The organism is Streptomonospora sediminis, from assembly GCF_054778995.1.
Map to the genome: position 1 here is coordinate 1 of NZ_BAAGYZ010000125.1, position 21,312 is coordinate 21,312.

The 21,312-nt window shown below is 69.6% G+C and carries 20 protein-coding genes; 8 read left to right on the forward strand and 12 right to left on the reverse strand.

The window, feature by feature from the left end; all coding sequences use genetic code 11:
• Positions 1–477: 477 nt before the first annotated feature.
• Complete coding sequence (locus ACYVD5_RS24500; RefSeq protein ID WP_461003497.1) at positions 478–936, forward strand: DUF488 domain-containing protein; 459 nt, start codon at positions 478–480, stop codon at positions 934–936.
• Here ACYVD5_RS24500 and ACYVD5_RS24505 read toward each other — a convergent pair.
• From ACYVD5_RS24505 to ACYVD5_RS24520, 4 genes are all read right to left on the reverse strand, one after another.
• On the reverse strand, positions 922–1,770 hold the full coding sequence (locus tag ACYVD5_RS24505) for a hypothetical protein (RefSeq protein WP_461003498.1): 849 nt from the start codon (positions 1,768–1,770) through the stop codon (positions 922–924). The two genes, ACYVD5_RS24500 and ACYVD5_RS24505, sit on opposite strands and share 15 nt — an antisense overlap.
• Before the next feature lie 271 nt (positions 1,771–2,041).
• Complete coding sequence (locus tag ACYVD5_RS24510; RefSeq protein WP_461003499.1) at positions 2,042–2,887, reverse strand: carbohydrate ABC transporter permease; 846 nt, start codon at positions 2,885–2,887, stop codon at positions 2,042–2,044.
• A 1-nt stretch (position 2,888) separates the two neighbouring features.
• The gene (locus ACYVD5_RS24515) at positions 2,889–3,884 is read right to left on the reverse strand and encodes a carbohydrate ABC transporter permease (RefSeq protein ID WP_461003500.1); all 996 of its coding nucleotides are present in this window, start codon (positions 3,882–3,884) and stop codon (positions 2,889–2,891) included.
• Entirely contained in the window at positions 3,881–5,287 is a 1,407-nt protein-coding gene (locus tag ACYVD5_RS24520) for an ABC transporter substrate-binding protein (RefSeq protein WP_461003501.1), read from the reverse strand. The genes ACYVD5_RS24515 and ACYVD5_RS24520 overlap by 4 nt, the downstream gene beginning before the upstream one ends.
• Positions 5,288–5,563: 276 nt before the next feature.
• On the opposite strand from ACYVD5_RS24520, the gene ACYVD5_RS24525 reads away from it, so the two are divergent.
• Positions 5,564–6,652 (forward strand): glycoside hydrolase family 172 protein, encoded by a 1,089-nt coding sequence (locus tag ACYVD5_RS24525; RefSeq protein ID WP_461003502.1) that lies wholly within the window; start codon positions 5,564–5,566, stop codon positions 6,650–6,652.
• 139 nt (positions 6,653–6,791) lie between these two features.
• On the opposite strand, the gene ACYVD5_RS24530 is transcribed toward ACYVD5_RS24525, so the two are convergent.
• The gene (locus ACYVD5_RS24530; protein ID WP_461003503.1) at positions 6,792–7,814 is read right to left on the reverse strand and encodes a LacI family DNA-binding transcriptional regulator; all 1,023 of its coding nucleotides are present in this window, start codon (positions 7,812–7,814) and stop codon (positions 6,792–6,794) included.
• A 218-nt stretch (positions 7,815–8,032) separates the two neighbouring features.
• Here ACYVD5_RS24530 and ACYVD5_RS24535 point away from each other — a divergent pair, with 218 nt between their 5' ends.
• Positions 8,033–9,445, forward strand: a complete 1,413-nt coding sequence (locus ACYVD5_RS24535; RefSeq protein ID WP_461003504.1) for an L-fucose/L-arabinose isomerase family protein — start codon at positions 8,033–8,035, stop codon at positions 9,443–9,445.
• Positions 9,446–9,589: 144 nt separating this feature from the next.
• A complete protein-coding gene (locus ACYVD5_RS24540; RefSeq protein WP_461003505.1) occupies positions 9,590–11,083 on the forward strand; it encodes an FGGY-family carbohydrate kinase in 1,494 nt (497 codons plus the stop codon).
• Between the two features lie 75 nt (positions 11,084–11,158).
• Here the strand turns inward: ACYVD5_RS24540 and ACYVD5_RS24545 are convergent, their stop codons facing one another.
• The 4 genes from ACYVD5_RS24545 to ACYVD5_RS24560 all read right to left on the reverse strand — a co-directional run bounded on the left by ACYVD5_RS24545 (position 11,159) and on the right by ACYVD5_RS24560 (position 14,529).
• On the reverse strand, positions 11,159–11,521 hold the full coding sequence (locus tag ACYVD5_RS24545) for an MGMT family protein (protein ID WP_461003506.1): 363 nt from the start codon (positions 11,519–11,521) through the stop codon (positions 11,159–11,161).
• Positions 11,522–11,551: 30 nt separating this feature from the next.
• Positions 11,552–11,938, reverse strand: coding sequence for an SPW repeat protein (locus tag ACYVD5_RS24550; protein ID WP_461003507.1), 387 nt, complete (start codon positions 11,936–11,938; stop codon positions 11,552–11,554).
• 239 nt (positions 11,939–12,177) lie between these two features.
• Positions 12,178–13,338, reverse strand: coding sequence for an adenylyltransferase/sulfurtransferase MoeZ (gene moeZ / locus ACYVD5_RS24555; protein WP_461003508.1), 1,161 nt, complete (start codon positions 13,336–13,338; stop codon positions 12,178–12,180).
• 141 nt (positions 13,339–13,479) lie between these two features.
• Positions 13,480–14,529 (reverse strand): alpha/beta fold hydrolase, encoded by a 1,050-nt coding sequence (locus tag ACYVD5_RS24560; RefSeq protein WP_461003509.1) that lies wholly within the window; start codon positions 14,527–14,529, stop codon positions 13,480–13,482.
• A gap of 164 nt (positions 14,530–14,693) precedes the next feature.
• On the opposite strand from ACYVD5_RS24560, the gene ACYVD5_RS24565 reads away from it, so the two are divergent.
• From ACYVD5_RS24565 to ACYVD5_RS24575, 3 genes are all read left to right on the forward strand, one after another.
• Positions 14,694–14,984, forward strand: coding sequence for a hypothetical protein (locus tag ACYVD5_RS24565; RefSeq protein WP_461003510.1), 291 nt, complete (start codon positions 14,694–14,696; stop codon positions 14,982–14,984).
• Between the two features lie 162 nt (positions 14,985–15,146).
• A complete protein-coding gene (locus ACYVD5_RS24570) occupies positions 15,147–15,770 on the forward strand; it encodes a TetR/AcrR family transcriptional regulator (RefSeq protein WP_461003511.1) in 624 nt (207 codons plus the stop codon).
• Positions 15,771–15,994: 224 nt separating this feature from the next.
• On the forward strand, positions 15,995–16,831 hold the full coding sequence (locus tag ACYVD5_RS24575) for a mechanosensitive ion channel family protein (protein ID WP_461003512.1): 837 nt from the start codon (positions 15,995–15,997) through the stop codon (positions 16,829–16,831).
• A 169-nt stretch (positions 16,832–17,000) separates the two neighbouring features.
• Here the strand turns inward: ACYVD5_RS24575 and ACYVD5_RS24580 are convergent, their stop codons facing one another.
• From ACYVD5_RS24580 to ACYVD5_RS24590, 3 genes are all read right to left on the reverse strand, one after another.
• Complete coding sequence (locus ACYVD5_RS24580; RefSeq protein ID WP_461003513.1) at positions 17,001–17,249, reverse strand: hypothetical protein; 249 nt, start codon at positions 17,247–17,249, stop codon at positions 17,001–17,003.
• 251 nt (positions 17,250–17,500) lie between these two features.
• On the reverse strand, positions 17,501–17,812 hold the full coding sequence (locus ACYVD5_RS24585) for a DUF6401 family natural product biosynthesis protein (protein ID WP_461003514.1): 312 nt from the start codon (positions 17,810–17,812) through the stop codon (positions 17,501–17,503).
• Between the two features lie 163 nt (positions 17,813–17,975).
• Positions 17,976–18,641, reverse strand: coding sequence for a ferritin-like fold-containing protein (locus tag ACYVD5_RS24590; RefSeq protein WP_461003521.1), 666 nt, complete (start codon positions 18,639–18,641; stop codon positions 17,976–17,978).
• Between the two features lie 896 nt (positions 18,642–19,537).
• Here ACYVD5_RS24590 and ACYVD5_RS24595 point away from each other — a divergent pair.
• On the forward strand, positions 19,538–21,124 hold the full coding sequence (locus ACYVD5_RS24595; protein WP_461003515.1) for a DEAD/DEAH box helicase: 1,587 nt from the start codon (positions 19,538–19,540) through the stop codon (positions 21,122–21,124).
• Positions 21,125–21,312: the final 188 nt, after the last annotated feature.

Here is a 21,312-nt window from a genome sequence, read left to right on the forward strand (position 1 = left end):
AGTCATGCCGGGGCCGAAGGCCGGGTGTTCCCTTGCGGAACTGCACTAAAAGGTAATGGGGGTGTGGGGACGCACAGAGCGTAGCGAGCCGGTGCGACACAACGGCGCGGGAGCGGCAGCGATCGGGCCGCCAACGGCCCTCCGCGGCTGCCGGAGCCCTTACCGCCTCAACCGCAACAACGACCGCCGGGGCACCCATACCCCCGGTGTCCTACTCGGCCCGGATCTCATCACGGTGTCGGGCGGCCGTTCCATCCCCGGCCGAGAAGAACCACGGACGCCACTCACCGCCTCTGTAAGGCCGTATATCCGAACTCGTCTCTGCAGTCGTCGAACCTCCCCTTTTATCCACAGGCTTGTACATCAGATGAGACATCCGATTGATTGGATAGATGCACCGGAAGCGCTTTTATTTTTGACCATCTTTCAAGTAGAGTAGCAAAGAAACACCACTCTTCCCATGGAGGTTGCCAGGCCATGAACACTCCCCTTTTCGATACTAGTGGCGCCATTGGCGTGGGCTACGAGGGTCTGGATATAGACGGTTTTCTGGATAAACTTCAGCACACCCAGGTGTCACTTCTCGTTGACATCCGACAGACACCCATATCCCGCAAACACGGCCTCAGCAAGACCAAGCTCCGCGAGAACCTGGCTTCGATCGGAATCGAATACGACCACGCCCCGATTCTAGGAAACCCAAAGTGGAACCGACCGGGGTTCGCAGGTAACGCGACTGAACTAGAGACTGCGCGAGAGACTTATTCAGGGCTGCTCCTGTCCGGGGATGCCGAAGACTGGATCAAGCGCATCGCGGACGCAGCGTCCACCCGATTGGTCGCACTTATGTGCTTCGAAGCGAACGAGAAACGCTGCCATCGGTACGTGACACTGAACGCGGTACGCAGCCGCATGTCCAGGCTAACCCTTACCTAGAAGAGATGGATAGTACACACCGAGCACGGAAAATACGTGCGGCCGTTTCGCCTGGTTTCCTACGTAAAATACGGTATCCTTATCCGCTGAACACATACCGTCAAAGAACTTTTTTTCAATGAGATCCTTCATCTCCGAGTCCCCCAATCCGCGAAACCGGATCTGCAGGGCGACAAACTCCCAGTCGATAATTCCCTGGCGATGGCCTTTGCATCGTTCGTCGGCACACCGATACTTGTACCAAGCCTTGAACCGCGGAGCTTTTAGTGCCGCAGGGGGAGTTTCAGCGGTAGTCTCGGGTTGCGCGACGTAGCGGTCGATCTTCTTCTGTTCATCGACCGTCCATCCGGGGTGGGCCTCGACCTCGATACCCTTGATTTCTTTGGGACGGATCGCTGTCAGCGACCGATAATTTCGGCCGGACTTCGCGTTCCCCAAGACCTTACACATCGATCCTTCGATGAAGTGGTCGATGTAAGGTGAACGCGCTTTCCACTTATTCAAATTTTTTACGGAAGCGATAGTGGGAAGTATCGGGCGCCAGCTCTCCGGACGAGGGTCGCGTGAGTGCGACGGCCTCGCATCGAGGACGATCACATCGTATTTCTTGAACTTCTCATTGGTCTCCAATGAACGGAAATTGATCGGATACAACCGCACCCAGCCCTGATGTTCCAAATCAAGGCGCAGGCCGGCGACACAAACGGTTTCTCCATAGGTACTGGAAGGCTGGGGAGCCGCCTTTGCAGTTATCAGAACGCGCATTTTCTCTGGCCGATCGCCCGCAGGCTTGACCGGAGCCTCGGCAAGGTCTGGCGCGAAGAGGGAGTCCATCTGGCTCTACTCCAAATACATCGAACCGCTTCGTGGAGGGAGAACCAGGATACTTACCGGACATGGAGATTTCCTTCGATCCGTGAAAATTCACTTGAGTCCCAACAAGGGAACCACTCACCTGGTGGCCCTTCTCCACCGCCTCCACCACGTCGGCGGACGCTGTCCGCGCCCACCGCCGGTTGAAGGGGAATGAAACACGAGCACGGCCCGAGGTCCGCCAACTAACGCCGCCTCCGCGCGTCCAATGACGTGCGGAGGCCGGCTTGGGCTACTTCAGGCCCGAGGTTTTTACCGAGGCGACGATTTGGCGCTGGAAGACCATGAACACCGCCATTGTCGGCACCGCCGCGACCGTGGCCGCGGCGATGACGTAGTTCCAGTCGGCGCCGAACTGGTCCTGGAAACCCGCGATGCCGTTCTGCACCATGATCAGCGAGCTGTCGCTGGTCACCACGAGCGGCCAGATGTAGGCGTTCCAGTTCGCCAGGAAGAAGAACACCGCCAGTGCCGCAAAGATGGGGCGGCTCAGCGGCAGGATGATGCTCCAGTAGATGCGCCAGTACCCGGCGCCGTCCATGCGTGCGGCTTCCTCCAGTTCGTCGGGGATGCCGAGGTAGAACTGGCGCAGCAGGAAGATCCCGAAGGCGTTGAAGATCGCCGGCACGATCAGTCCCGCGTAGCTGTCCAGCAGCCCGAGTTCGCGCACCACGAGGAACAGCGGGACCAGGATCGCCGGGACGGTGATCAGCAGGGTGGAGAACACGAACACGAACACCGCCTCGCGCCCCGGGAACCGCAGCCGCGCCAGTGCGTAGGCCGCCATGGAGTGGAAGAACAGCGACACCACGGTCACCACGGTGGCCACCAGCAGGCTGTTGAACATGTAGCGCAGGAACGGCACCTGGGTGAAGACGTGCACGAAGTTGTCCAGCGTCGGATCCGCGGGCAGCGGAGCGGTGCCGGTGACCTCGGCCGGGCCCTTGAACGAACTCGACACCATCCAGAACAGGGGAAACAGCGCGACCAGCGCCAGGACGGCCAGCAGGGCGAACCGGCCCCGCGTCCCCTTGGACCCGCGCCGCGGGCGGATGGTGCGCGCGGTACCGGCGGCCATTTCAGCGGCCATTGTCGAATCGACCTCCCCGGGTCGCGGCGAACAGTAGGAGCGACCAGGCGAGCAGCGCCACCACCAGGACCGATGCAAGCGCCGAGGCGTAGCCGAACTCGCCGAAGGTGAACGCCTGCTGGTAGATGTAGAAGACCAGGATCGAGGTGGCGTTGGCCGGTCCGCCCGAGGTCAGCACGAGGATCAGCTCGAATCCGCCGGTGAGCGCCGCGACCGTCGCCATCAGCAGCACGAAGAACGTGGTGGGCCGCAGCAGCGGCCAGGTCACGTGGCGGAAGCACGCCAGCGCGCCCGCGCCGTCCAAGCGCGCGGCGTCGTAGTAGTCCTTGGGGATGTCCTGCAGCCCGGCCAGCAGGATGATCATGTAGTAGCCCATCCAGAACCACACCCCGACCACGATGACCGTGCCCAGGGCGTAGGAAGGGTCGCCGAGCCACGACGGCGGCTGCACGCCCATCGATTCCAGGACCTTGTTGACCACCCCTGAGCCGTCGGCCAGCAGGAACTCCCACACCAGGCCGACCACGACCACGCTGATCGAGTACGGCAGGAAGAACGCCGCCCGGAACACGCCGATGAACGGGATCTGCTTCTTCACCAGCAGCGCCAGGCCCAGGCTCACCGCGAAGGTCACCGGCACGAGCACGAACACGTAGATCAGCGTCGTGCCGAGGCTGCGGAAGAACATGGGGTCGCCGAGCATGCGGCGGAAGTTCTCCAGGCCGATGAACTCGTACTCGCCGAATCCGCTGACCCGGAAGAACGCCAGGACGAAGGTGGCGGCCATGGGCAGCGCCAGGAAGACGGTGAGGCCGATCAGGTCGGGGGCCAGGAACAGCGCCGCCGCCCGCCGCTCGGCGCGCTGGCGGGCACCGGCGCTGTTCGAGCGCCGGTTGCGCCGGTCGTCGCGCCGAGCCGTCCGGCCGGTGCGGGCGGGCGCCGCCGCAGGGCCGGCCGTGTCCGCGGCCTGTACATGCGTGCTCACAACATCCTCCCGCCCTCGTAGGTCCGGGCGTAGGCGTCGATGGCCTGCTCGGCGATCTCGACCTGCTCGCGCGGGTCGGCGCCGGCCAGCATGGTGCTCTGGATCGCGTCGGAGACCGCTTTGTAGATCACCGGCGGGTACCGCGGCTCGGCGCGGCCTCCGGGGTAGATGTCGTGGCGGAACGCCCGCATCTGCGGGGTGTCCCACATGTTCTGCTCGTCGGCGCGCGCCAGCGCTGACTTGCGCGGCGGGATGTCGGTCTTGACCTTGGTGGACCAGTCCAGCACCCACTGCACGCTCTGCTCGCGCATGGAGCCGAGCGCGAACGCGCAGAACTCTGCCGCGGCCTCGGGGTCCTTGCCCTGGGCGTTGGCGGCGAAGGCCCAGCCGCCGAGCCCGGTCGTGTACCGGCCGCCCTCGGGGTGGGGCGTGCGGAAGACCCCGTACTCGAAGTCGGGCACGGCGTCGTCGAGTTCCTTCACCGTCCAGATCCCGCGGTGCCACATGGAGCACAGCCCCTGGGAAAAGCCCGCGATGGCGTCGGCGGCAGCGGGCATGGTGCGCGGGGAGATTCCCGTCCGCACCGCGGTCTGCCACAGCGACAGGGCCTTGACCGCCGCTTCGGAGTCGAAGGCGCTGTTGCCACCGGGGGTGGTGACCTCGCCGCCGGCCGACCAGAGGAACGGGTACCAGGTGAAGTTCTGGTAGTAGCCCGGCCGGGTTTCGAAGACGGTGCCCGCCTGGCCTGCCGAGACGAGTTTGTCGCCGACGTCGAGCAGCTGGTCCCAGGTCTCGGGGATGTCGGCCTCGGACAGGCCCGCCGCCTCCCACGCGGCCACGGAGTAGAACATGGCCAGCGGCTCCACCTCGAAGGGCAGCGCGTAGATCCTGCCGTCGACCGTGCGGGTGTCCAGGGTGCCCGGTGTGAAGTCGTCGATGGCCTCCTGGCTGAGGTGCGGGGTGAGGTCCTGGAGCACCCCGCCGTTGGAGTAGCGCAGGAAGTCGCCGGGGCTGACCACGAAGATGTCGGGGCCGGCCTCGGCGGCGAAGGCCGTGGGCAGCTTGGCGCCGTTGACGTAGACCGGGTTGGGGATGTACACGGACTTGATCTTGGGCGCGTGCTCGGCGTTCCAGGCGTCGATGATGTCCAGGTACCAGTCGCTCTGCGCTTGGGCGAACGCGTCCTGCTGCGGAGCCGGGGCCTGGTAGTTCCAGAACCGCAGCGCTGCGGAACCTCCGGCGTTGGCCGATGTGCCGCAGGCCGACAGCAGGGTCGGGCCGGCCGCGGCCGCCGCTCCGAGGGTGAGGCCGCGGCGCAGTAGTCCGCGCCGCGTCAGCGAGCCGCCGGCTCGCGCAGCGGCCGGTGTCCGGCCGGGCGCCGGCCCGTCGTGCGGGGAACTCATGGGAACCTCCGCTGGTGATGGCAGGGTAGGTGGCAAGAGGGCGGGATACGCAGCCGCCTGAGTAATCGATTTCCGGAAAAGTTAAGTTCACAGCCGACAGGTGTCAAGGCGTGAATGTGATCCGCAGCATACCCGTGACCGACCGGGAGCCACCGAGCAGGTATCCCGGCACGGAATCCGGACCGCGAAAGCGCGTCCGCACACCCGATCTTGACCTGTGTCACACCGGATGACTATGTTGCAGAAATCGTTTTCTACCAGGACGGGAGTTGCAGCATGACCGGTCCGGCGAACTACGGGCACCACGGCAGCAGCCTGCGCGATCTGCCGCGGCTCCGCCGGCAGCGGCGCGGCCGCGCGTCGAGCTGGGACCGCAGCGGCGGCAACGACGACCGCCTCACCCTGCGGCCGGGCGAGATCGCCCGGATCGCCGACCTGGACGGTCCGGGCGCCATCACCCACATCTGGTGCACGGTCGCCCTACCGCCCGAGGAACCGCCCGACGCCACCGAGCCGGACTTCCTGCGCCGGCTGGTGCTGCGCATCACCTGGGACAGCGCCGAGCACCCCAGCGTGCTGGTGCCGCTGGGCGACTTCTTCGGCGTGGGGCACGGCCGCACCGCCAACTTCGTCTCGGCCCCGCTGCAGATGAGCCCCGAGGACGGCAAGGGCTTCAACTGCTGGTTCGCCATGCCCTTTGCCGAGCATGCGCGGGTGGAGGTGATCAGCGAACTGGAGTCCTCCCCCGTCTTCTTCTACTACTACATCGACTACGAACTGCATGATCAGGCCGAGGAGGACCTGGGCTACTTCCACGCCCAATGGCGGCGGGAGAACCCCACCGACGGGCAGAGCGAGCAGGGCGCCACCAACCGCGGGTTCCAGTTGGAGGGCACCAACCTCGACGGGGACGGCAACTACACCGTGCTGGAGGCCGAGGGCCACGGGCACTATGTCGGCTGCGTGCTCAACATCCACAACCTGCGCGCGACCGGGCAGTGGAACTGGTACGGAGAAGGCGACGACATGATCTTCATCGACGGCGAGTCGTTCCCCCCGTCGCTGCACGGCACGGGCACCGAGGACTACTTCAACACCGCCTGGTGCCCGACCCAGAGCTACAGCGCCCCGTACCACGGCATCACGCTTCCGGGCGGGCCGAACTGGAGCGGCCAGATATCGCTGTACCGCTTCCACGTGGAGGACCCGGTCGTCTTCCAGCGCTCCATCCGGGTGACCATCGAACACGGCCACGCGAACAAGCGCAGCGACGACGTGTCCTCGGTGGCCTACTGGTACCAGACGCTGCCGCACCGGCCCTTCACCCTGCCGCCGGTGGACGATCGGCTGGTCCGCGGGCTCTGATAACCCGGCAGGCGCCCCGGACCCGTCCGCCGCGGCGCCTTTCCCAGACGCCTTCCGGGGCGGGCCGGCGCCGGCCCGCCCCGGAAGGCGCTCGGCCGCTATCCGCCGGCCCGCGGCGGGGCGGGCTACGCCCCGGCTCCTACTCCTTGCCCGCCCGGCTCTCCCGGCGTTCCTTGCGGGAACTGCCCCGCTCGACGAGCTTGGCTTGCAGCACCGTGGTGTTGGGTGCCCGCGAGGTGTCGGCGATGCGCGCCAGCAGCAGGTGGGCCGCAGTCGTGCCGACGTCGTAGGCCGGCTGGGAGACCACCGAGAGCGGCGGGTCGACCAGCGTCGCCCACGGCGCCTCGTCGAAGGCGACCACGCCCACGTCGCTGCCCGGCCGCAGCCCCAGTTCGAGCATGGTGTGCAGCACCCCGGTCGCCATGGCGCTGTTGGCGACCAGTACCGCATCGGGGCGCTCCGGGCGGTCCAGCAGCTGGCGCGCCGCAGCCGCGGCGCCCTCCTGCTTGAACGGCGCCCGCCGCACCAGGCGCGGCGAGCCGCGGGCGCCGGCTGCGCGCAATGCCTCGCGGTAGCCGGCCAGGCGGTCGTCGGCGGTGCGGATCCCGGCCGGCCCGGTGATGCAGCTGACCCGGCTGTAGCCCTGGGACAGCAGGTGGCGGGTGGCCTCGCCGGCGGCCTGGCGGGTGTCGACGAGCACGGTGTCGCTGGGTTCGCCCGGAGCGGGGCGGTCGACCGCGGCCATCGGCATGCCGCTGGCGCGCAGCAGCTCCATGTTCCCGTCGTCGCCCGTGCTGGAGATGATCACCCCGGCGACGCGGTCCTGTATTGCCACGCGGATGTACTCGCGCTCCTTCTCGGCACTTTCGTCGGAGTTGCAGAGCAGGACCGAGTAGCCGCCGGCCTGGGCCACGTCCTCGACGCCGCGCGCGATCGCGGTGAAAAACGGGTTCTCCACATCGGAGATGACCAGGGCGATGACGTTCGTCGCCTGGCGCCGCAGGTTGCGCGCCAGGGCGTTGGGCCGGTAGTCGAGCTCCTGGGCCGCCGCCAGCACCCGCGCCACCATGGCGGGATCGACCGTCGCCTTGCCGTTGAGCGCGCGCGATGCCGTGGCCACCGACACCCCAGCCCGCGCTGCCACGTCGCTGATGGTCGCCATCGCCGCCTCCGTTGCCCTGTCGCCCTGCAGCCCTGTTGGTGGAGGCCGCCGGCCGCGGTCCACGGTCCCGCGGCCGGCGGGCCGACCCAAGTATTGACTAACGCAGGCTCCCACAATAGCGTCTCAGAAATCGATTTCTTACGTGGGGTATCGCTCAGCGCGCCCGCCGAGGGCTGCCGCGCACCGCGGGCGGACTCCGCCAACGCAAGGGAGGCACCGTGGCCCGCATTGGCGTCATCAGCATCTCCGACGGTCGCGAGCATGTGCATGCCGACGTCGCCGAGTTCGTCGCCGCGAACGAGGCCCGCCTGGCCGAGGGGCTGCGCGCCGCCGGGCACGAGGTCGTCCGCGGATCCGCGGCGGTCAGCACGAACACCCTCGCCCGTTCGGTGGCGGCCGAGGTCGCCGCCGCTGGGGCCGACATCACCGTGCTGCACTACTCGGTCTGGGCGTTTCCGCACTTCACCATGCTCGCCGCCGACGCCCTGACCACGCCGCTTGTCCTGATGTCCAACACCGACCCGGTCCAGCCGGGCATGGTCGGCATGCTGGCCGCCGGCGGCGCGCTCGACCAGATCGGCCGCGCCCACACCCGGCTGTGGGGCGATACCGCCGACCCCGAGCTGGCCGCCGGGATCTCGCAGCGGGCGGTGGCCGCCGCCGCGGTGCGGCGGCTGCGCGGCTCCACGTTCGGGCGCATCGGCGGCCGCCCCATGGGCATGAACACCGCGGTTGCCAACACCGACCAGTGGCAGCGGCTCTTCGGCATCGACGTCGAGGAGATCGACCAGTGGGAGATCGTGCGGCGCGCCGCGGCCGCCGACCCGGCCGAGCTCAAGGCCGGCCGCGAATGGCTGGAGCGCCACGCCACGGTGCACTACGACGGCGACAAGCTCACCCCCGCGCTGCTGGAGCGCCAGATCGGCTCCTACCTGGCCATGCGCGAGCTGATCGACGAGTGGAACCTCGACTTCTCCGGCATCAAGGGCCAGCCGGAGCTGACGGGGCACTTCGCCACGATGGACATCGCCGAGGCACTGCTCAACGACCCCTACGACTGGCGCGGTCCCAAGGCGACCCACGTCTGCGCGACCGAGGCCGACATGGACGGCGCGCTGACCATGCAGCTCCTCAAGCACGTCGCCGACACCCCGGTGCTCTTCGCCGACGTCCGCCACTACCACGCGGACCTGGACACCTGGGACCTGTGCAACTCCGGGCAGCACGCCACCTGGTTCGCGGCGCGCAGCGACGACCCCGCCGAGAACCTGGCCGGCGTCCACCTCTACCCCGAGGTGTTCTTCTTCCCGGCCGGCGGCGCCTCGGTCCACCACATCGCGGCCCCCGGCGAAATGACCCTGGCCCGCCTGACCCGCAAGGACGGCGAGTACCGGCTCCAGTTGATGCTCGGCGACCTCCAGTCCTTCGACCGCGCCACCAACGAGGAGCTGATGAACCGCTCCACCCCGGAGTGGCCGCACGCCTTCGCCAAGCTGGATGCCCACGCCGGCGACTTCCTCTCCCGCTTCGGCGCGAACCACCTGCACGCCGTGCCGGGCGACCACCGCGCCGAGCTGCGGGCGGTGGCCGAGCTGCTGGGGATCACTCTGGACGAGTTCACCCGCGGCTGAGGCGGGCACACACGCGGTCCGGCGCGCAGGCTCCGGGCGGGCAAGCGAGCGGGCGGCCGGGCGCGCCGGCGAGCAGGCAAGCGGACAGGCAGGCAGCGGGCAGCCGGGAAAACGGAAAGGCGCGGACATGAGGACGGTCGACGAATGAGCACCGCAACCGGTCTCCTCCTCGGAGTGGACATCGGCACCTCCGGCTCCAAGGGGGCGCTGGCCACTCCTGACGGGCGGGTCCTGGCCAAGGCCACCCGCGGGCACCGGGTCAGCATCCCCGCGCCCGGCCACGTGGAGCACGACGCCGAGACCGACTGGTGGGACGGGTTCGTCGAGATCACCCGGACACTGGTGCAGGCCGCCGAAGGCCGCCCGCTCGCCGGGCTGGGTGTCAGCGGCATCGGCCCCTGCCTGCTGCCGGCCGACGGCAGCGGCACGCCGCTGCGCCCGGCCATCCTCTACGGCGTCGACACCCGGGCCACTGCGGAAATCGCCGACCTCACCGGCGAGTTCGGCGCCGAGGCGATCCTCGCCCGCGGCGGCAGCCCGCTGACCTCCCAGGCCGTCGGCCCCAAGCTGCGCTGGCTGGCGCGCAACGAGCCCGAGGTCTACGCCCGCACCCGTATGTGGCTGATGGCGAGCTCGTTTCTGGTACACCGCCTCACCGGCGCCTACGTGCTCGACCACCACTCCGCAAGCCAGTGCGACCCGCTCTACGACATGAACACCGGCACCTGGGCGCGCGACTGGGCCGAGGCGGTCGCCCCGGGCCTGCCGCTGCCCGACCTGCGCTGGCCGACCGAGGCCGCCGGCACCGTCACCGCCGAGGCGGCCCGCGCCACCGGGCTTCCGGCAGGGCTGCCGGTCACCGCCGGCACCATCGACGCCTGGGCCGAGGCGGCCAGCGCGGGCGTGTACCGGCCGGGCGACACCATGGTCATGTACGGCACGACCATGTTCCTCGTGCAGGTGCTCAACGAGGCGCGGCACGCACCGGGGCTGTGGACCACCCGCGGCGCGTTCCCCGGCACCACGACCCTTGCAGCGGGCATGGCCACCTCGGGCGCGATCACGGACTGGCTGCGCGGCCTGGTCGGCGGAGACTTCGCCGAACTGGTGGAGGAGGCGGCCGCGGTCCCCGCGGGCAGCCGCGGCCTGCTGATGCTGCCCTACTTCGCGGGCGAGCGGACTCCGCTGTTCGACGCCGACGCCCGCGGCGCGGTCCTGGGCCTGACCACCGGGCACGGGCGCGCCGAGCTGTACCGCGCGGCCTTGGAGGCCACGGCCTACGGCGTGCGGCACAACCTGGAGGCGATGCGCGCCGCCGGCGGGGAGCCCGAAACCCTCGTCGCAGTGGGCGGCGGCACCCGCGGGGCGCTGTGGCCGCAGATCGTCTCCGACGTCACCGGCCGCGAGCAGCAGGTCCCGGCCGAGACGATCGGTGCGTGCCTGGGCGACGCGTTCCTGGCCGCCCGCGCCGTCGGTGCGGCCGAGGACGCGCGGACGTGGAACCCCGTGGCGGCGATCGTGCGGCCGGACTCCGAGCGCACCCGCCGCTACGACGGGTTCTACGAGCACTACCGGCGGCTCTACACCAACACCGCCGACACCGCCCATTTCCTGGCCGCGCAGCAGCGGGAGGCGTGACCACCGCCGCGGCGGGATCCGGACCCGCGAACCCGCGCTGAGCGGCACCGGCCGCCGCCTGGGCGCGGCAACGGGCTACGGCATCCAGTCGTCCGGCTGCCCCATGTGCTGGGGGACGGCCCCGCCGGCGCCGTCCCAGCGGGCCTCGCGCATGTCAACGCGGTCGCCGCGCGGGCGCATCGGGGTCGATTCGGCCGCGTAGTGCTGCAGGGCCTCGACCTCGTGGCCGGGCGGCGGGCTGCCGTCCGCGCGGATGACCCGCCACCAGCACACACCGCCGCCCCAGGCCGACATCACCGATCCGACCTGGCGCGGACCGCCCTCACCCAGGTACTCGGCGATATCGCCATAGCTCATGACCCGGCCGGGCGGAATCTGCTCTGCTACATCGAGCACGCGTTCGACGTACTCGGTGGGGCGGCTGAACGCGTGCGGCATGCGCCGAGCCTACCGAGCCCGCAACCGGGGTCAGGAGGCCGCCGAACCGCTCGTGGGCTTGGGCTGGGGCGGGACGATGCGCCGGTACAGGGCCGTGGCGGCCGGCAGGTTGGCCAGGCCGGCGAGCACGGTGATCGCGCCGCCGATCCAGGAGGTCAGAGCCGCGGCGAGGGAGGTGTCGAAGCCGAGGATCCACGGGGTGGCGATCAGGAACAGCCCGGCCGCCACCAGCACGGCCTCGGCGACGAACAGCTCCGGGTGGATGATCGACAGGCACGCCAGAAACGTGATGAGCACACCGGTCAGGAACAGCACCACCATGTCGAATCCGAGCATTTGGTGCCAGATGTGGCTGATCACCACGGCGATGCCCGTGATCAGCGCCAACCAGTCCGCCCAGCGTCCGGTGATCCGCATGGTGCATCCACCTCCAGGTGGCCGTCGGGTGCCGGTCCGGGGCCTGCTACCCCGAAGCGGCGGCGGCCAACGGCGGATCCGGCGCGCGGCACCTGCGCCCGCCCGCAGACGCAGCAGGCCGCCGCGGTGCTGCACCGCGGCGGCCTGTGCTATTGCCCGGGCGCCCGATGGGCGCGGCCCGGTGGCGGCCATTGGCTGCGCCGCCCCGGCCGGGCGTCGGAGATTCGGACCTAGTGGGCCTAGTAGGACGGCAGGCTGGGGTCGACCTGGTTGACCCAGGCCAGCACGCCACCGCCGACGTGGACGGCGTCGCCGAAGCCGGCGCCCTTGGCCGCGGCCAGTGCCTCGGCCGAGCGCGCGCCCGACTTGCAGTGCAGCACGAGCCGCTTGTCCTGCGGCAGCTTGCCGAAGGCCTCGCCGTTGAGGAACTCGCCCTTGGGGATCAGGACGGCGCCGGGGATGTTGACGATCTCGTACTCGTTTTTCTCGCGGACGTCGACGAGGTAGAAGTCCTCGCCCTTGTCCATCATGTCCTTGAGCTCGCCGGCCGTGATGGTGGAGTCGGCGGCGGCCTGCTCGGCTTCGTCGGAGACCGCGCCGCAGAACGCCTCGTAGTCGATGAGCTCGGTGATGGGCTCGCCCTCGGGGTCCTTGCGGACCTTGACCGTCTTCCAGGTCATCTCCAGGGCGTCGAAGATCATCAGCCGGCCCACCAGCGGGTCGCCGATGCCGGCGATGAGCTTGATGGCCTCGTTGACCATGACCGAGCCGATCGAGGCGCACAGCACGCCCAGGACGCCGCCTTCGGCGCAGGAGGGGACCATCCCGGGCGGCGGGGGCTCGGGGTAGAGGTCGCGGTACTGCGGGCCGTACTCGTTCCAGAAGACGCTGACCTGGCCGTCGAAGCGGAAGATGGAGCCCCACACGTAGGGCATGTTCAGCAGCACGCAGGCGTCGTTGACCAGGTAGCGGGTGGCGAAGTTGTCCGTGCCGTCGAGAACCAGGTCGTAGCCCCGGAAGATCTCCAGGGCGTTCTCGGAGTCAAGTTGTTCCTTGTGCAGGTTTACCTTGACGTAGGGGTTGATCTCCTCGATGCTCTCGCGCGCCGATTCGGCCTTGGGCTTGCCGATATCGCTCTGGCCGTGGATGACCTGGCGCTGGAGGTTGGATTCGTCGACCTCGTCGAAATCGATGATGCCCAATGTGCCCACACCGGCGGCGGCCAGGTACAGCAGCGCGGGCGAGCCGAGCCCTCCGGCGCCCACCACCAGCACCTTCGCGTTCTTCAGGCGCTTCTGGCCGGCCATGCCCACATCGGGGATGATCAGGTGGCGGGAGTAGCGGCGAACCTCGTCGACGGTGAGCTCGTCGGCCGGTTCGACCAGCGGCGGCAGCGACACAGCAGCTCCTCAGCATTCCTCGTTGGTGTCACGTCCCCGGGGCGTCGCCGGCGGACACTGGGGCGTACGGGCACGTGACGAGCTTGCACTCATTACCAACCTACGGGGTGGGGTTTGGCATTCCCACTGCGGACCGAGGTTTTACGCCGGGCCGGCGCCCGAGCGCACCGGCCGCCGGGTGTCGACGCTGCGCAGGAACGTGCGGACTTCGCGCCCCACCCGCTCAGGGCGTTCCATCATCGGCACATGCCCGGTTTCGGGCATCAGTACCAGCCGACTGCGGCCGAAGGCGTGCGCCGCCCGGGCGGCCATGTGCGGGTTTACGAACCGGTCGCCGGTCGCGTACATCAGCAGTACCGGGCACTGCACGCGGCCGGCTTGCGCCCACAGCGAGCGGTGCCCCAGCCGCAGGTACTCGCCGACCATGCCGCGCAGGGATTCGAGTACCGCGGTGCGGGCGTGGCCCTGGGTGTCGCGTTGGCGTTCGGCCTCGAGCGCTTCAAGGACCCGCTGCGGCGATGCGGCGGAGGGGTCGAAGAAGGTGGTGTGGATCATTTCCTGCACGCGGACCTCGGGCGGGCGGCGCTGGATCAGCCCGTAGACGGCCGGCCCCAGCACCGGGAACACGACGGCGGCCGCCATTTGGTAGGGGATCAGCCGCGGGCGGAGGTCGGGCAGCGCCGGCGAGACCAGGGTCAGCGAGCGCACGAGGTCGGGGCGTTCGGCGGCCACGCGCACGGCCGCGGCGCCGCCCATGGAGTTGCCGATCAGGTGGGCCGGGTGGTCGCCGGCCGCGATCAGGCGCGCAACGGTGCTCGCGTGGGCGTCAATGCTGTAGTCGCCGGTGGGCGGCGGCGGGGAGCCGCCGAACCCGGGAAGGTCGAGCGCCTGGCCGGCCCATTCGGGGCATAGCAGGCCCATAAGGTCGGTCCAGTTGGCGGAGGAACCGCCGAGCCCGTGGACGTAGACGGCCCGGTGGCGGTGGCCGCGGTGCCGGCCAGGGGGGTCGGAGCGGACGAAGACCTGCTGGTCTGCGCCCACATCGACGAGTTCGCCCGGCAGGGTCCCGTTGGGATCGGCCATGCTGGGGCCTCCCTCCTCAAGGTCGCCGACGCTTGCGGTGCTGCGCAGGTTGGAACGTATGGTGGAGCCGCTGCTGCCCGCGCCGCCTTTCGTCCATGTGCTGCCCATGCTCCAGAACCGCACGCGCGCACGCAAGCACGGCCGGTGCGCCTGTGGACGCAGGCCGGGCCGAGCCCCGCGGGGCACCGGTCGTTTCCGCGCGCTCAGCCCTGCCCAGTACCTTGGGCGAGTACGGTGAAAAGGGGACCCGACCACGAACGGGGGAACAGCCAGTGACCTCTCAGCCGCCGGACGACGAGCGCTCCATGGAGCGCGGCGAGGCCGATCTCAGCGAGCAGCGCGCCGATGTGGCCGCAGTGGGCGGCGACCAGCCCCGGCGCGGCCGGTCGGCCGCCGAGGACGAGGTTTCCGAGGCCGATCTCAGCGAGCAGCGCGCCGATGTCGCCGCTGCTGAGGACGACTGGACCCGGCGCGGCCGGCTGGCCGCCGAGGACGAGGTCTCCGAGGCCGACGCCGTCGAACAGCTCCGCGAAGTCGAGCTGGACGAGGACGAATACCGCTGACCGGGCTGCGGGGCGGGCTGGCGGCGGCGAACCTACGTGCGAGTAAGATAATGGGGATGCGCCGGGTCGAGGCCGCTGTTACCGGATCCGCTGGTGCGTTGCAGTGCAAGGTCGTCGAGCGCGGCAGCCTCTAAGGCCGCGAGGAGTTCGGAGGGTGTTGCCGTGACAGCTCCTTCAGACGCCCGCCCGCGGGGAACCCGCCTGCCGCGGCTGGCGCGCCGGCGGCAGTTGCTGGCAGCCGCGCAGGAGATCTTTGTCGCCCAGGGCTACCACGCCGCCGCGATGGACGAGATCGCCGAGCGCGCCGGTGTCAGCAAGCCCGTGCTCTACCAGCATTTCCCCGGCAAGCTGGAACTGTATCTGGCGCTGCTCGAACAGCACTCCGAGGCGCTGATCGAGAAACAGCGCGAGGCGCTCGAAAGCACCGACGACAACCGCCAGCGGGTTACCGCCAGTTTCCAGGCCTACTTCGATTTCGTCGCCGGCGAGGGCGAGGCGTTCCGGCTGGTCTTCGAGTCGGACCTGCGCAATGTCGCCGCGGTGCGCGACAAGACCGAGCAGACCCTGCAGCGCTGCGCCGAACTGATCAGCGATGTCATCCGGCAGGACACCAGCATCTCCGACGAAGAGGCGCACTTGCTGAGTATCGGGCTGGTCGGCATGGCCGAGACCAGCGCCCGGTACTGGCTGAGCAACTTCGGCACCATCCCGCAGGAGGCCGCCGAACAGCTCATCGCGCGGCTGGCCTGGCGCGGTATCAGCGGTTGGGACCTCACCCGCGGCTGACCGCGACTACAGCGGAGCCGGGCTCCGGTTTCGGCTGCATCGGTTCACCATGCGCACACCAGCCTCCAGTCAAAAGTTACTTTACGTATCCAACCGTAACTTTTCGGTGATTCGGTACGTCCGTTAGCGGGTAATCGCCGAGGTGAGAATGATTCGTCTCGGTTTCGCCGGGCGGACGCGGGACGGAACCCGGGTACCGGCGGGGCGCCATGGGGGTGAAACGCATGAACATCCAACAGGGATTAACGGACGCCTGGAGCGCCGTCGCCTCATTCGTTCCACTGCTGGCGGCATTCCTGGTGATCCTGGTCCTCGGCTGGATCGTTGCCAAGATCATCGGCCGCCTGGTGGGCAAAGGCCTGGCCAAGGCCGGTCTCGACCGCGGCCTCGACCGCAGCGGCGTGGGTGAGTACTTCCAGCGCAGCCGCTACAGTGCCAGCGAACTGTCCGGAAAGATCGTCTACTACGTCGGCCTGCTGATCGTGCTGCAGCTCGCCTTCAGCGTCTTCGGGGCCAACAACCCGATCACCCAACTGCTGAACGACGTTGTGAGCTGGATCCCGCTCGCCATCATCGCGCTGGTCATCGTCGTGGTGGCCGGCATGATCGCCAAAGCCGCGCGCGACATCATCTCCAATGCCCTGGCCGGCTTCAACTACGGCCGCCTGCTGGGCAACATCGCCGGCGCCTTCATCATGGCGCTCGGTATCATCGCGGCGCTGAACCAGATGAACGTCGCCACCACCGTCACGCGGCCCGTACTGATCGCCGTGCTCGCCACGGTCGCGGGCATCCTGATCGTCGGAGTCGGCGGCGGCCTGGTCCGGCCGATGCAGCAGCGCTGGGAAGGCTGGCTCGATACCGCCGAACGCGAAACCGGTCGGCTGCGCGAGGACGCCAACTACCGCGCCGGGCGTTCCGACGCCATGGACCAGGGTGCGGGCGCGCCGCCGCAGGCACCGCGCGAGCCCAGCTCCCGGGGAACCGCATCGGCGGGCGGAGCGGCCGCAACCGGCAGCAGCCCCGGCGGCGAGCAGTCGCCACGTCCGCCAGAGAGGTAGGCCCGCCAGGCTTACCGCGGTGCGCGGCGCCGGCCGCGACCGTACCCGCCTTGGTCGACCGCTGGAGGGCATAAGCAGGGGCGGGGCCGCCGAGCGGTCCCGCCCTTGTACTGTCCGCTAGCGCACGAAGCCGCGCTCCGCCGATGCCGCCCGCTCGGCGCCGGCGCGCTCAGAGCAGTTCGTCGTTGCCGAGCTCCTCGCGGGAAAGGCGCAGGATGCGCCGGACGATGAGCACTCCGCCGACGATCAGCGGGATCACCGAAACCCAGAACGCCACGGCCGCCCAGCCGATGCCGATGAGCACCATGACCGCCAGTGCGACCACCATGATCGAGATGAACAACAAGAAGTCGACGCGGTCCTGCTGAACCAGGACGCCGATCGGCGGTCGAGCCGCACCGTGTCGGCCGCTCCTCATGCGCTCTTCCTTTCTTGCGGTGCCGCAGCACCGCGCATACTCGTCCCAGAGTGCGGTCCCTTGCGGGTTTCGTGCGGGCCCGCGTCCCAACACCGGGCTCCGGGGCGCCAACGCGCCGGTGCGCCGCTGCCGCGAGCTGCGGGGCCACCCCGGATCGGGCCAAGCTTACGCGCAGTCACCACGTTCGCGGGGGGACTTCGCAGATCACCGCAGGCGCGCCGACCGGCCCCCCGCCGCGGCTGGGATCAAACCTAGCGGACGAAACCGTGTTCCTTCGCCAACCGGCAGACCGCCAACACGCGCAGGGTCTCCCAGTCGTAGCCGTCGCCGCCGGAGTGCCAGCCGCGTTCGCGGCAGCCGTCCATGAACCCGTCGAGGTAGCGGGTGAGGCTCAACCTGGTCAGCGTTCCGCCGTCGGCGCCGATGGAGTCGCGCACCGCCGCGGCGTGCTGGTCCAGCTCAGCGGTCATCCAGGGTTCCGTGGCCTCGCCAAGGGGACCGAGCAGTCCGAACTCGCGGGACAGCCGGGCCAGTGGGCCTTCGGCAAAGAACCCAGGACGCATGGATAGCTACCTCAGTGCCGGGGACAGGGAAAGAACCTGCTCGACTATATCCGAAAATTAGAAGAAATATGACTTCCTATTGCAAAGCTCCCAAGACGGACGCCCAGGGCAAACCCCCCGCACGGTCGGCAGCGGGCCGCCGCGCGGCGGCCCGCTGCCGCGCTCAGGTGCTCAGGCCCATGGTCTCCAACCGCGCGGTGTGGGCCTCGGTGAGATCGGCGAACATCCGGCTCACCCGGGCCAGGTCGGCGGCCTCGGCCGCCTCGGCACCGGCGGTCTCGGCGCCGTGTCCGCCCGCACCGAGCAGTGCCGCCAAGGCGGGCCGCCGCGCGGCGACGACCTGCGCCTGGCTCAGCGCCTCGCCCACCAGCCGGCGGGCCCACAGCGACAACCGGCCGGCCAACCGCGGATCATCGCCGATGGCCGCCCGCACCTGCGCGGCGACGAACTCGGCGCGCGAGGACTCCACGAGGGTGCCGCGGATCAGCTCGTGGGTGCGCTCGTCGGCCAACTCGGCAACGCGGCCGTAGAAGTCGCCGGCGATGCCCTCGCCGACATAGGCCTTGACCAGGCTCTCCAACCAGCTCTGCGGCTCGGTGCGCGCGTGCCAGGCATCCAGCGGCTCGACGAACGGCTCCATCGCCGACTCCGGGTCGACCCCCAGCTCGGCGAGGCGGTCGTGCAGCCGCCGGTAGTTCGCGTGCTCGGCCGCGGCGAGGTCGGCCAACGAGCCCTTGCCCGCAAGGGTCGGCGCCAGCTCGGCGTCGCCGGCCAGCCGGAAGAACGCGACCAGCCGCGCGTAGGCCAGCAGCCCCAGCAGGTCGACCACACCGGTGCCGACCTCGGCAGCGGACCCGGACGGACCGGAGGCGGTACCGCTCTGCCCGCTCACCGCTGCCCGCCAGCCGCCTGGACGGTACGCGCGAGCCCGGCGCTGCGCAGCGCCCGCTGTGATCGCATGCGGATTCCCTTGCCACGGCCGATGGTCATGGCCGACAGGTTATCGCTCCTGCGGGACACCGGCTCCGCCCGGGACTATTCACCCGCGGCCGTGCGTTGCAAGCCGGCGAGGAGCATACCGCGAGAGTGACACCGCTCTTCCGCTCCGTGCCCGAAGACGGCATATCCAGCAGGCAAGCGGCAGGATAGAATCTCCGTCAGTGGTTGCCAGGAGCGGCCATCGCGCGCAGCCTCACCGCAGTCTGCCGCGCCCGCCGCGGAAACAGGCGTGCTGCTGCAAGGCCGCGCGCGGCGAGCCCGCGCGCCTCCCCTCGCGGCCGGCGCGCGGCGTGCTCCGCGGCAAACCATGACAACAACCGTCGCCGGCGCCAAGGACGCCAGGGTGAACGAGGGAGCGTCAGCGTCGACTGCCCGATCGTGCCGGGGTGCCTTTCCCCGGCCGGCGAGGAGTATGGAAGTGCGCAAGAGCCTTTCGCACGCGCCCTACCGCACCCGTCGGCACCCGGTTACCGACACCGGCGACAGATGGCGGACACACCGCTCCGAGCCGCGCCACCAGGCCGCGCCGGGGAGCCAACCGAACCCCGAGACGCGCTTGCCGAGCCCGCAGCCGGGCACGAGCGCGAGGAGCACGCAGGCCCGGCCCCGGGCCGCGTCCGCCATACACCACGGCCACGAACGCAAGTGCGGCCCGCCTAGATGGAGGCATGAGCCCTGACAAGCACAGGCACCAACGAAGAACGGCAGACGTTCCGCGGACTCGGTGTGAGCACCGAGATCGCGGACGCTCTCGAAGCCGAAGGGATCGTCGATCCCTTCCCGATCCAGAACCTCGCCCTCCCGATCGCCCTCGCGGGCTCCGACATCATCGGCCAGGCCCGCACCGGTACCGGTAAGACCTTTGCCTTCGGGCTGCCTCTGCTGCAGAACGCGCAGGCGGCACCGGGCACGAGCAAGCGGCCGCGGGCCCTGGTGGTCGTACCGGCCCGCGAACTCGCCATCCAGGTCGCCGCCGACCTCACCACGGCCGGCAAGCGCACCGGCGCCCGGATCCTGACCGTCTACGGCGGCCGGGCCTACGAGCCGCAGATCGACGCCCTCAAGAACGGTGTCGACATCGTCGTGGGCACCCCCGGCCGGCTGCTCGACCTGGAGAACCAGAACCACCTGAACCTGCAGGACGTCTCAACGGTGGTCCTGGACGAGGCCGACAAAATGCTCGACCTCGGTTTCCTGCCCGACATCAAGCGGATCCTGACCAAGATCCCCGACGACCAGCGCCAGGTGATGCTGTTCTCGGCCACCATGCCGAGCGAAATCGTCTCCCTGTCGCGCAACTACCTGCGCCAACCCACCCACGTGCGCGCCGGCGACGACGACGATCCGGGCCAGACCCGCATCATGGACATCGTCCAGCACGTGTTCCGCACCCACCCCATGGACAAGCCCGAGATGCTCGCGCGGCTGCTGCAGGCCGAGGGCCGCGGGCTGACCATGGTGTTCTGCCAGACCAAACGCGCCTGCGACAAGGTCGCCGCCGAACTCAAGGACCGCGGGTTCGCCGCGGCCGCGGTACACGGCGACCTCGGCCAGAGCCAGCGCGAACGCGCTCTGCGGGCCTTCCGCTCCGGCAAGATCGACGTGCTGGTGGCCACCGACGTCGCTGCGCGCGGACTCGACGTCGACGACGTCACCCACGTGGTCAACTACGAGTGCCCCGAGGACGAGAAAACCTACACCCACCGGATCGGCCGCACCGGCCGCGCCGGACGCCACGGCACCGCGGTGACCTTCATCAGCTGGCAGGAGGTCGCGCGCTGGAAGCTCATCAACGGCGCGCTCGGCCTTGACCACACCGACCCGGCCGAGACCTACTCCACCTCCCCGCACTTCTTCGAGGAGATCGGGATCCCGGCCGGCACCAAGGGCCGCCTCACCGCCGACCGCCGCGAACGCGCCGGTCTGGAGGCCGAGGAGGTCGAGGACATCGGCGACACCGGCCCGCACCGCGGCGAACAGCGCGGCGGCAAGGGGGGCCGGTCCGACAGCGGCACCAAGAACGGCCGCAGCGGACGCGGCGGCGATAGCGGCGGCCGCAGCGAGACCGGCGAGCGCAGCACCGGCGGACGCAACCGCAACCGCAAGCGCACCCGCCGCACCGGAAGCTCCGACACCGGCGCCTCCAGCACCACCGCCGGGGCCACTGCCGGTGCCGGAACCGGCACCGCCAACAGCGACGCGGCCGAATCTCCGCAGCAGAGCGAATCCGCGGGCGCGGCCCCGGCACCCCGCAGGCGGCGCCGCCGGCGCACCCGCAGCGGTGTCGACCAGCCCAAGAACGACCAGGACTGATCCCGCGGTCCGAGCAGCGGCAACCGTGTCGGTCGCGACCGCGCAGCAGGGCCGCGACCGCGCCCGGGTCGGCGGAACCGCCGACCGGGCCACTGCGTGGGCCGCACAACCGCGGCTCGCCCAGGCCCCCGCACCACCGCAGCGCCGGCGCTGCGGCCGGTGCGCGCCGGAGCCGGAGGCCCCGCGGA

Bases quoted from the DNA above. Each gene is read 5' to 3' on its own strand.
- ACYVD5_RS24500 (WP_461003497.1), top strand. From the start codon at position 478: ATGAACACTCCCCTTTTCGATACTAGTGGCGCCATTGGCGTGGGCTAC.
- ACYVD5_RS24505 (WP_461003498.1), bottom strand. From the start codon at position 1,770: ATGGACTCCCTCTTCGCGCCAGACCTTGCCGAGGCTCCGGTCAAGCCT.
- ACYVD5_RS24510 (WP_461003499.1), bottom strand. From the start codon at position 2,887: ATGGCCGCCGGTACCGCGCGCACCATCCGCCCGCGGCGCGGGTCCAAG.
- ACYVD5_RS24520 (WP_461003501.1), bottom strand. From the start codon at position 5,287: ATGAGTTCCCCGCACGACGGGCCGGCGCCCGGCCGGACACCGGCCGCT.
- ACYVD5_RS24525 (WP_461003502.1), top strand. From the start codon at position 5,564: ATGACCGGTCCGGCGAACTACGGGCACCACGGCAGCAGCCTGCGCGAT.
- ACYVD5_RS24530 (WP_461003503.1), bottom strand. From the start codon at position 7,814: ATGGCGACCATCAGCGACGTGGCAGCGCGGGCTGGGGTGTCGGTGGCC.
- ACYVD5_RS24540 (WP_461003505.1), top strand. From the start codon at position 9,590: ATGAGCACCGCAACCGGTCTCCTCCTCGGAGTGGACATCGGCACCTCC.
- ACYVD5_RS24545 (WP_461003506.1), bottom strand. From the start codon at position 11,521: ATGCCGCACGCGTTCAGCCGCCCCACCGAGTACGTCGAACGCGTGCTC.
- ACYVD5_RS24550 (WP_461003507.1), bottom strand. From the start codon at position 11,938: ATGCGGATCACCGGACGCTGGGCGGACTGGTTGGCGCTGATCACGGGC.
- ACYVD5_RS24560 (WP_461003509.1), bottom strand. From the start codon at position 14,529: ATGGGCAGCACATGGACGAAAGGCGGCGCGGGCAGCAGCGGCTCCACC.
- ACYVD5_RS24575 (WP_461003512.1), top strand. From the start codon at position 15,995: ATGAACATCCAACAGGGATTAACGGACGCCTGGAGCGCCGTCGCCTCA.
- ACYVD5_RS24580 (WP_461003513.1), bottom strand. From the start codon at position 17,249: ATGAGGAGCGGCCGACACGGTGCGGCTCGACCGCCGATCGGCGTCCTG.
- ACYVD5_RS24585 (WP_461003514.1), bottom strand. From the start codon at position 17,812: ATGCGTCCTGGGTTCTTTGCCGAAGGCCCACTGGCCCGGCTGTCCCGC.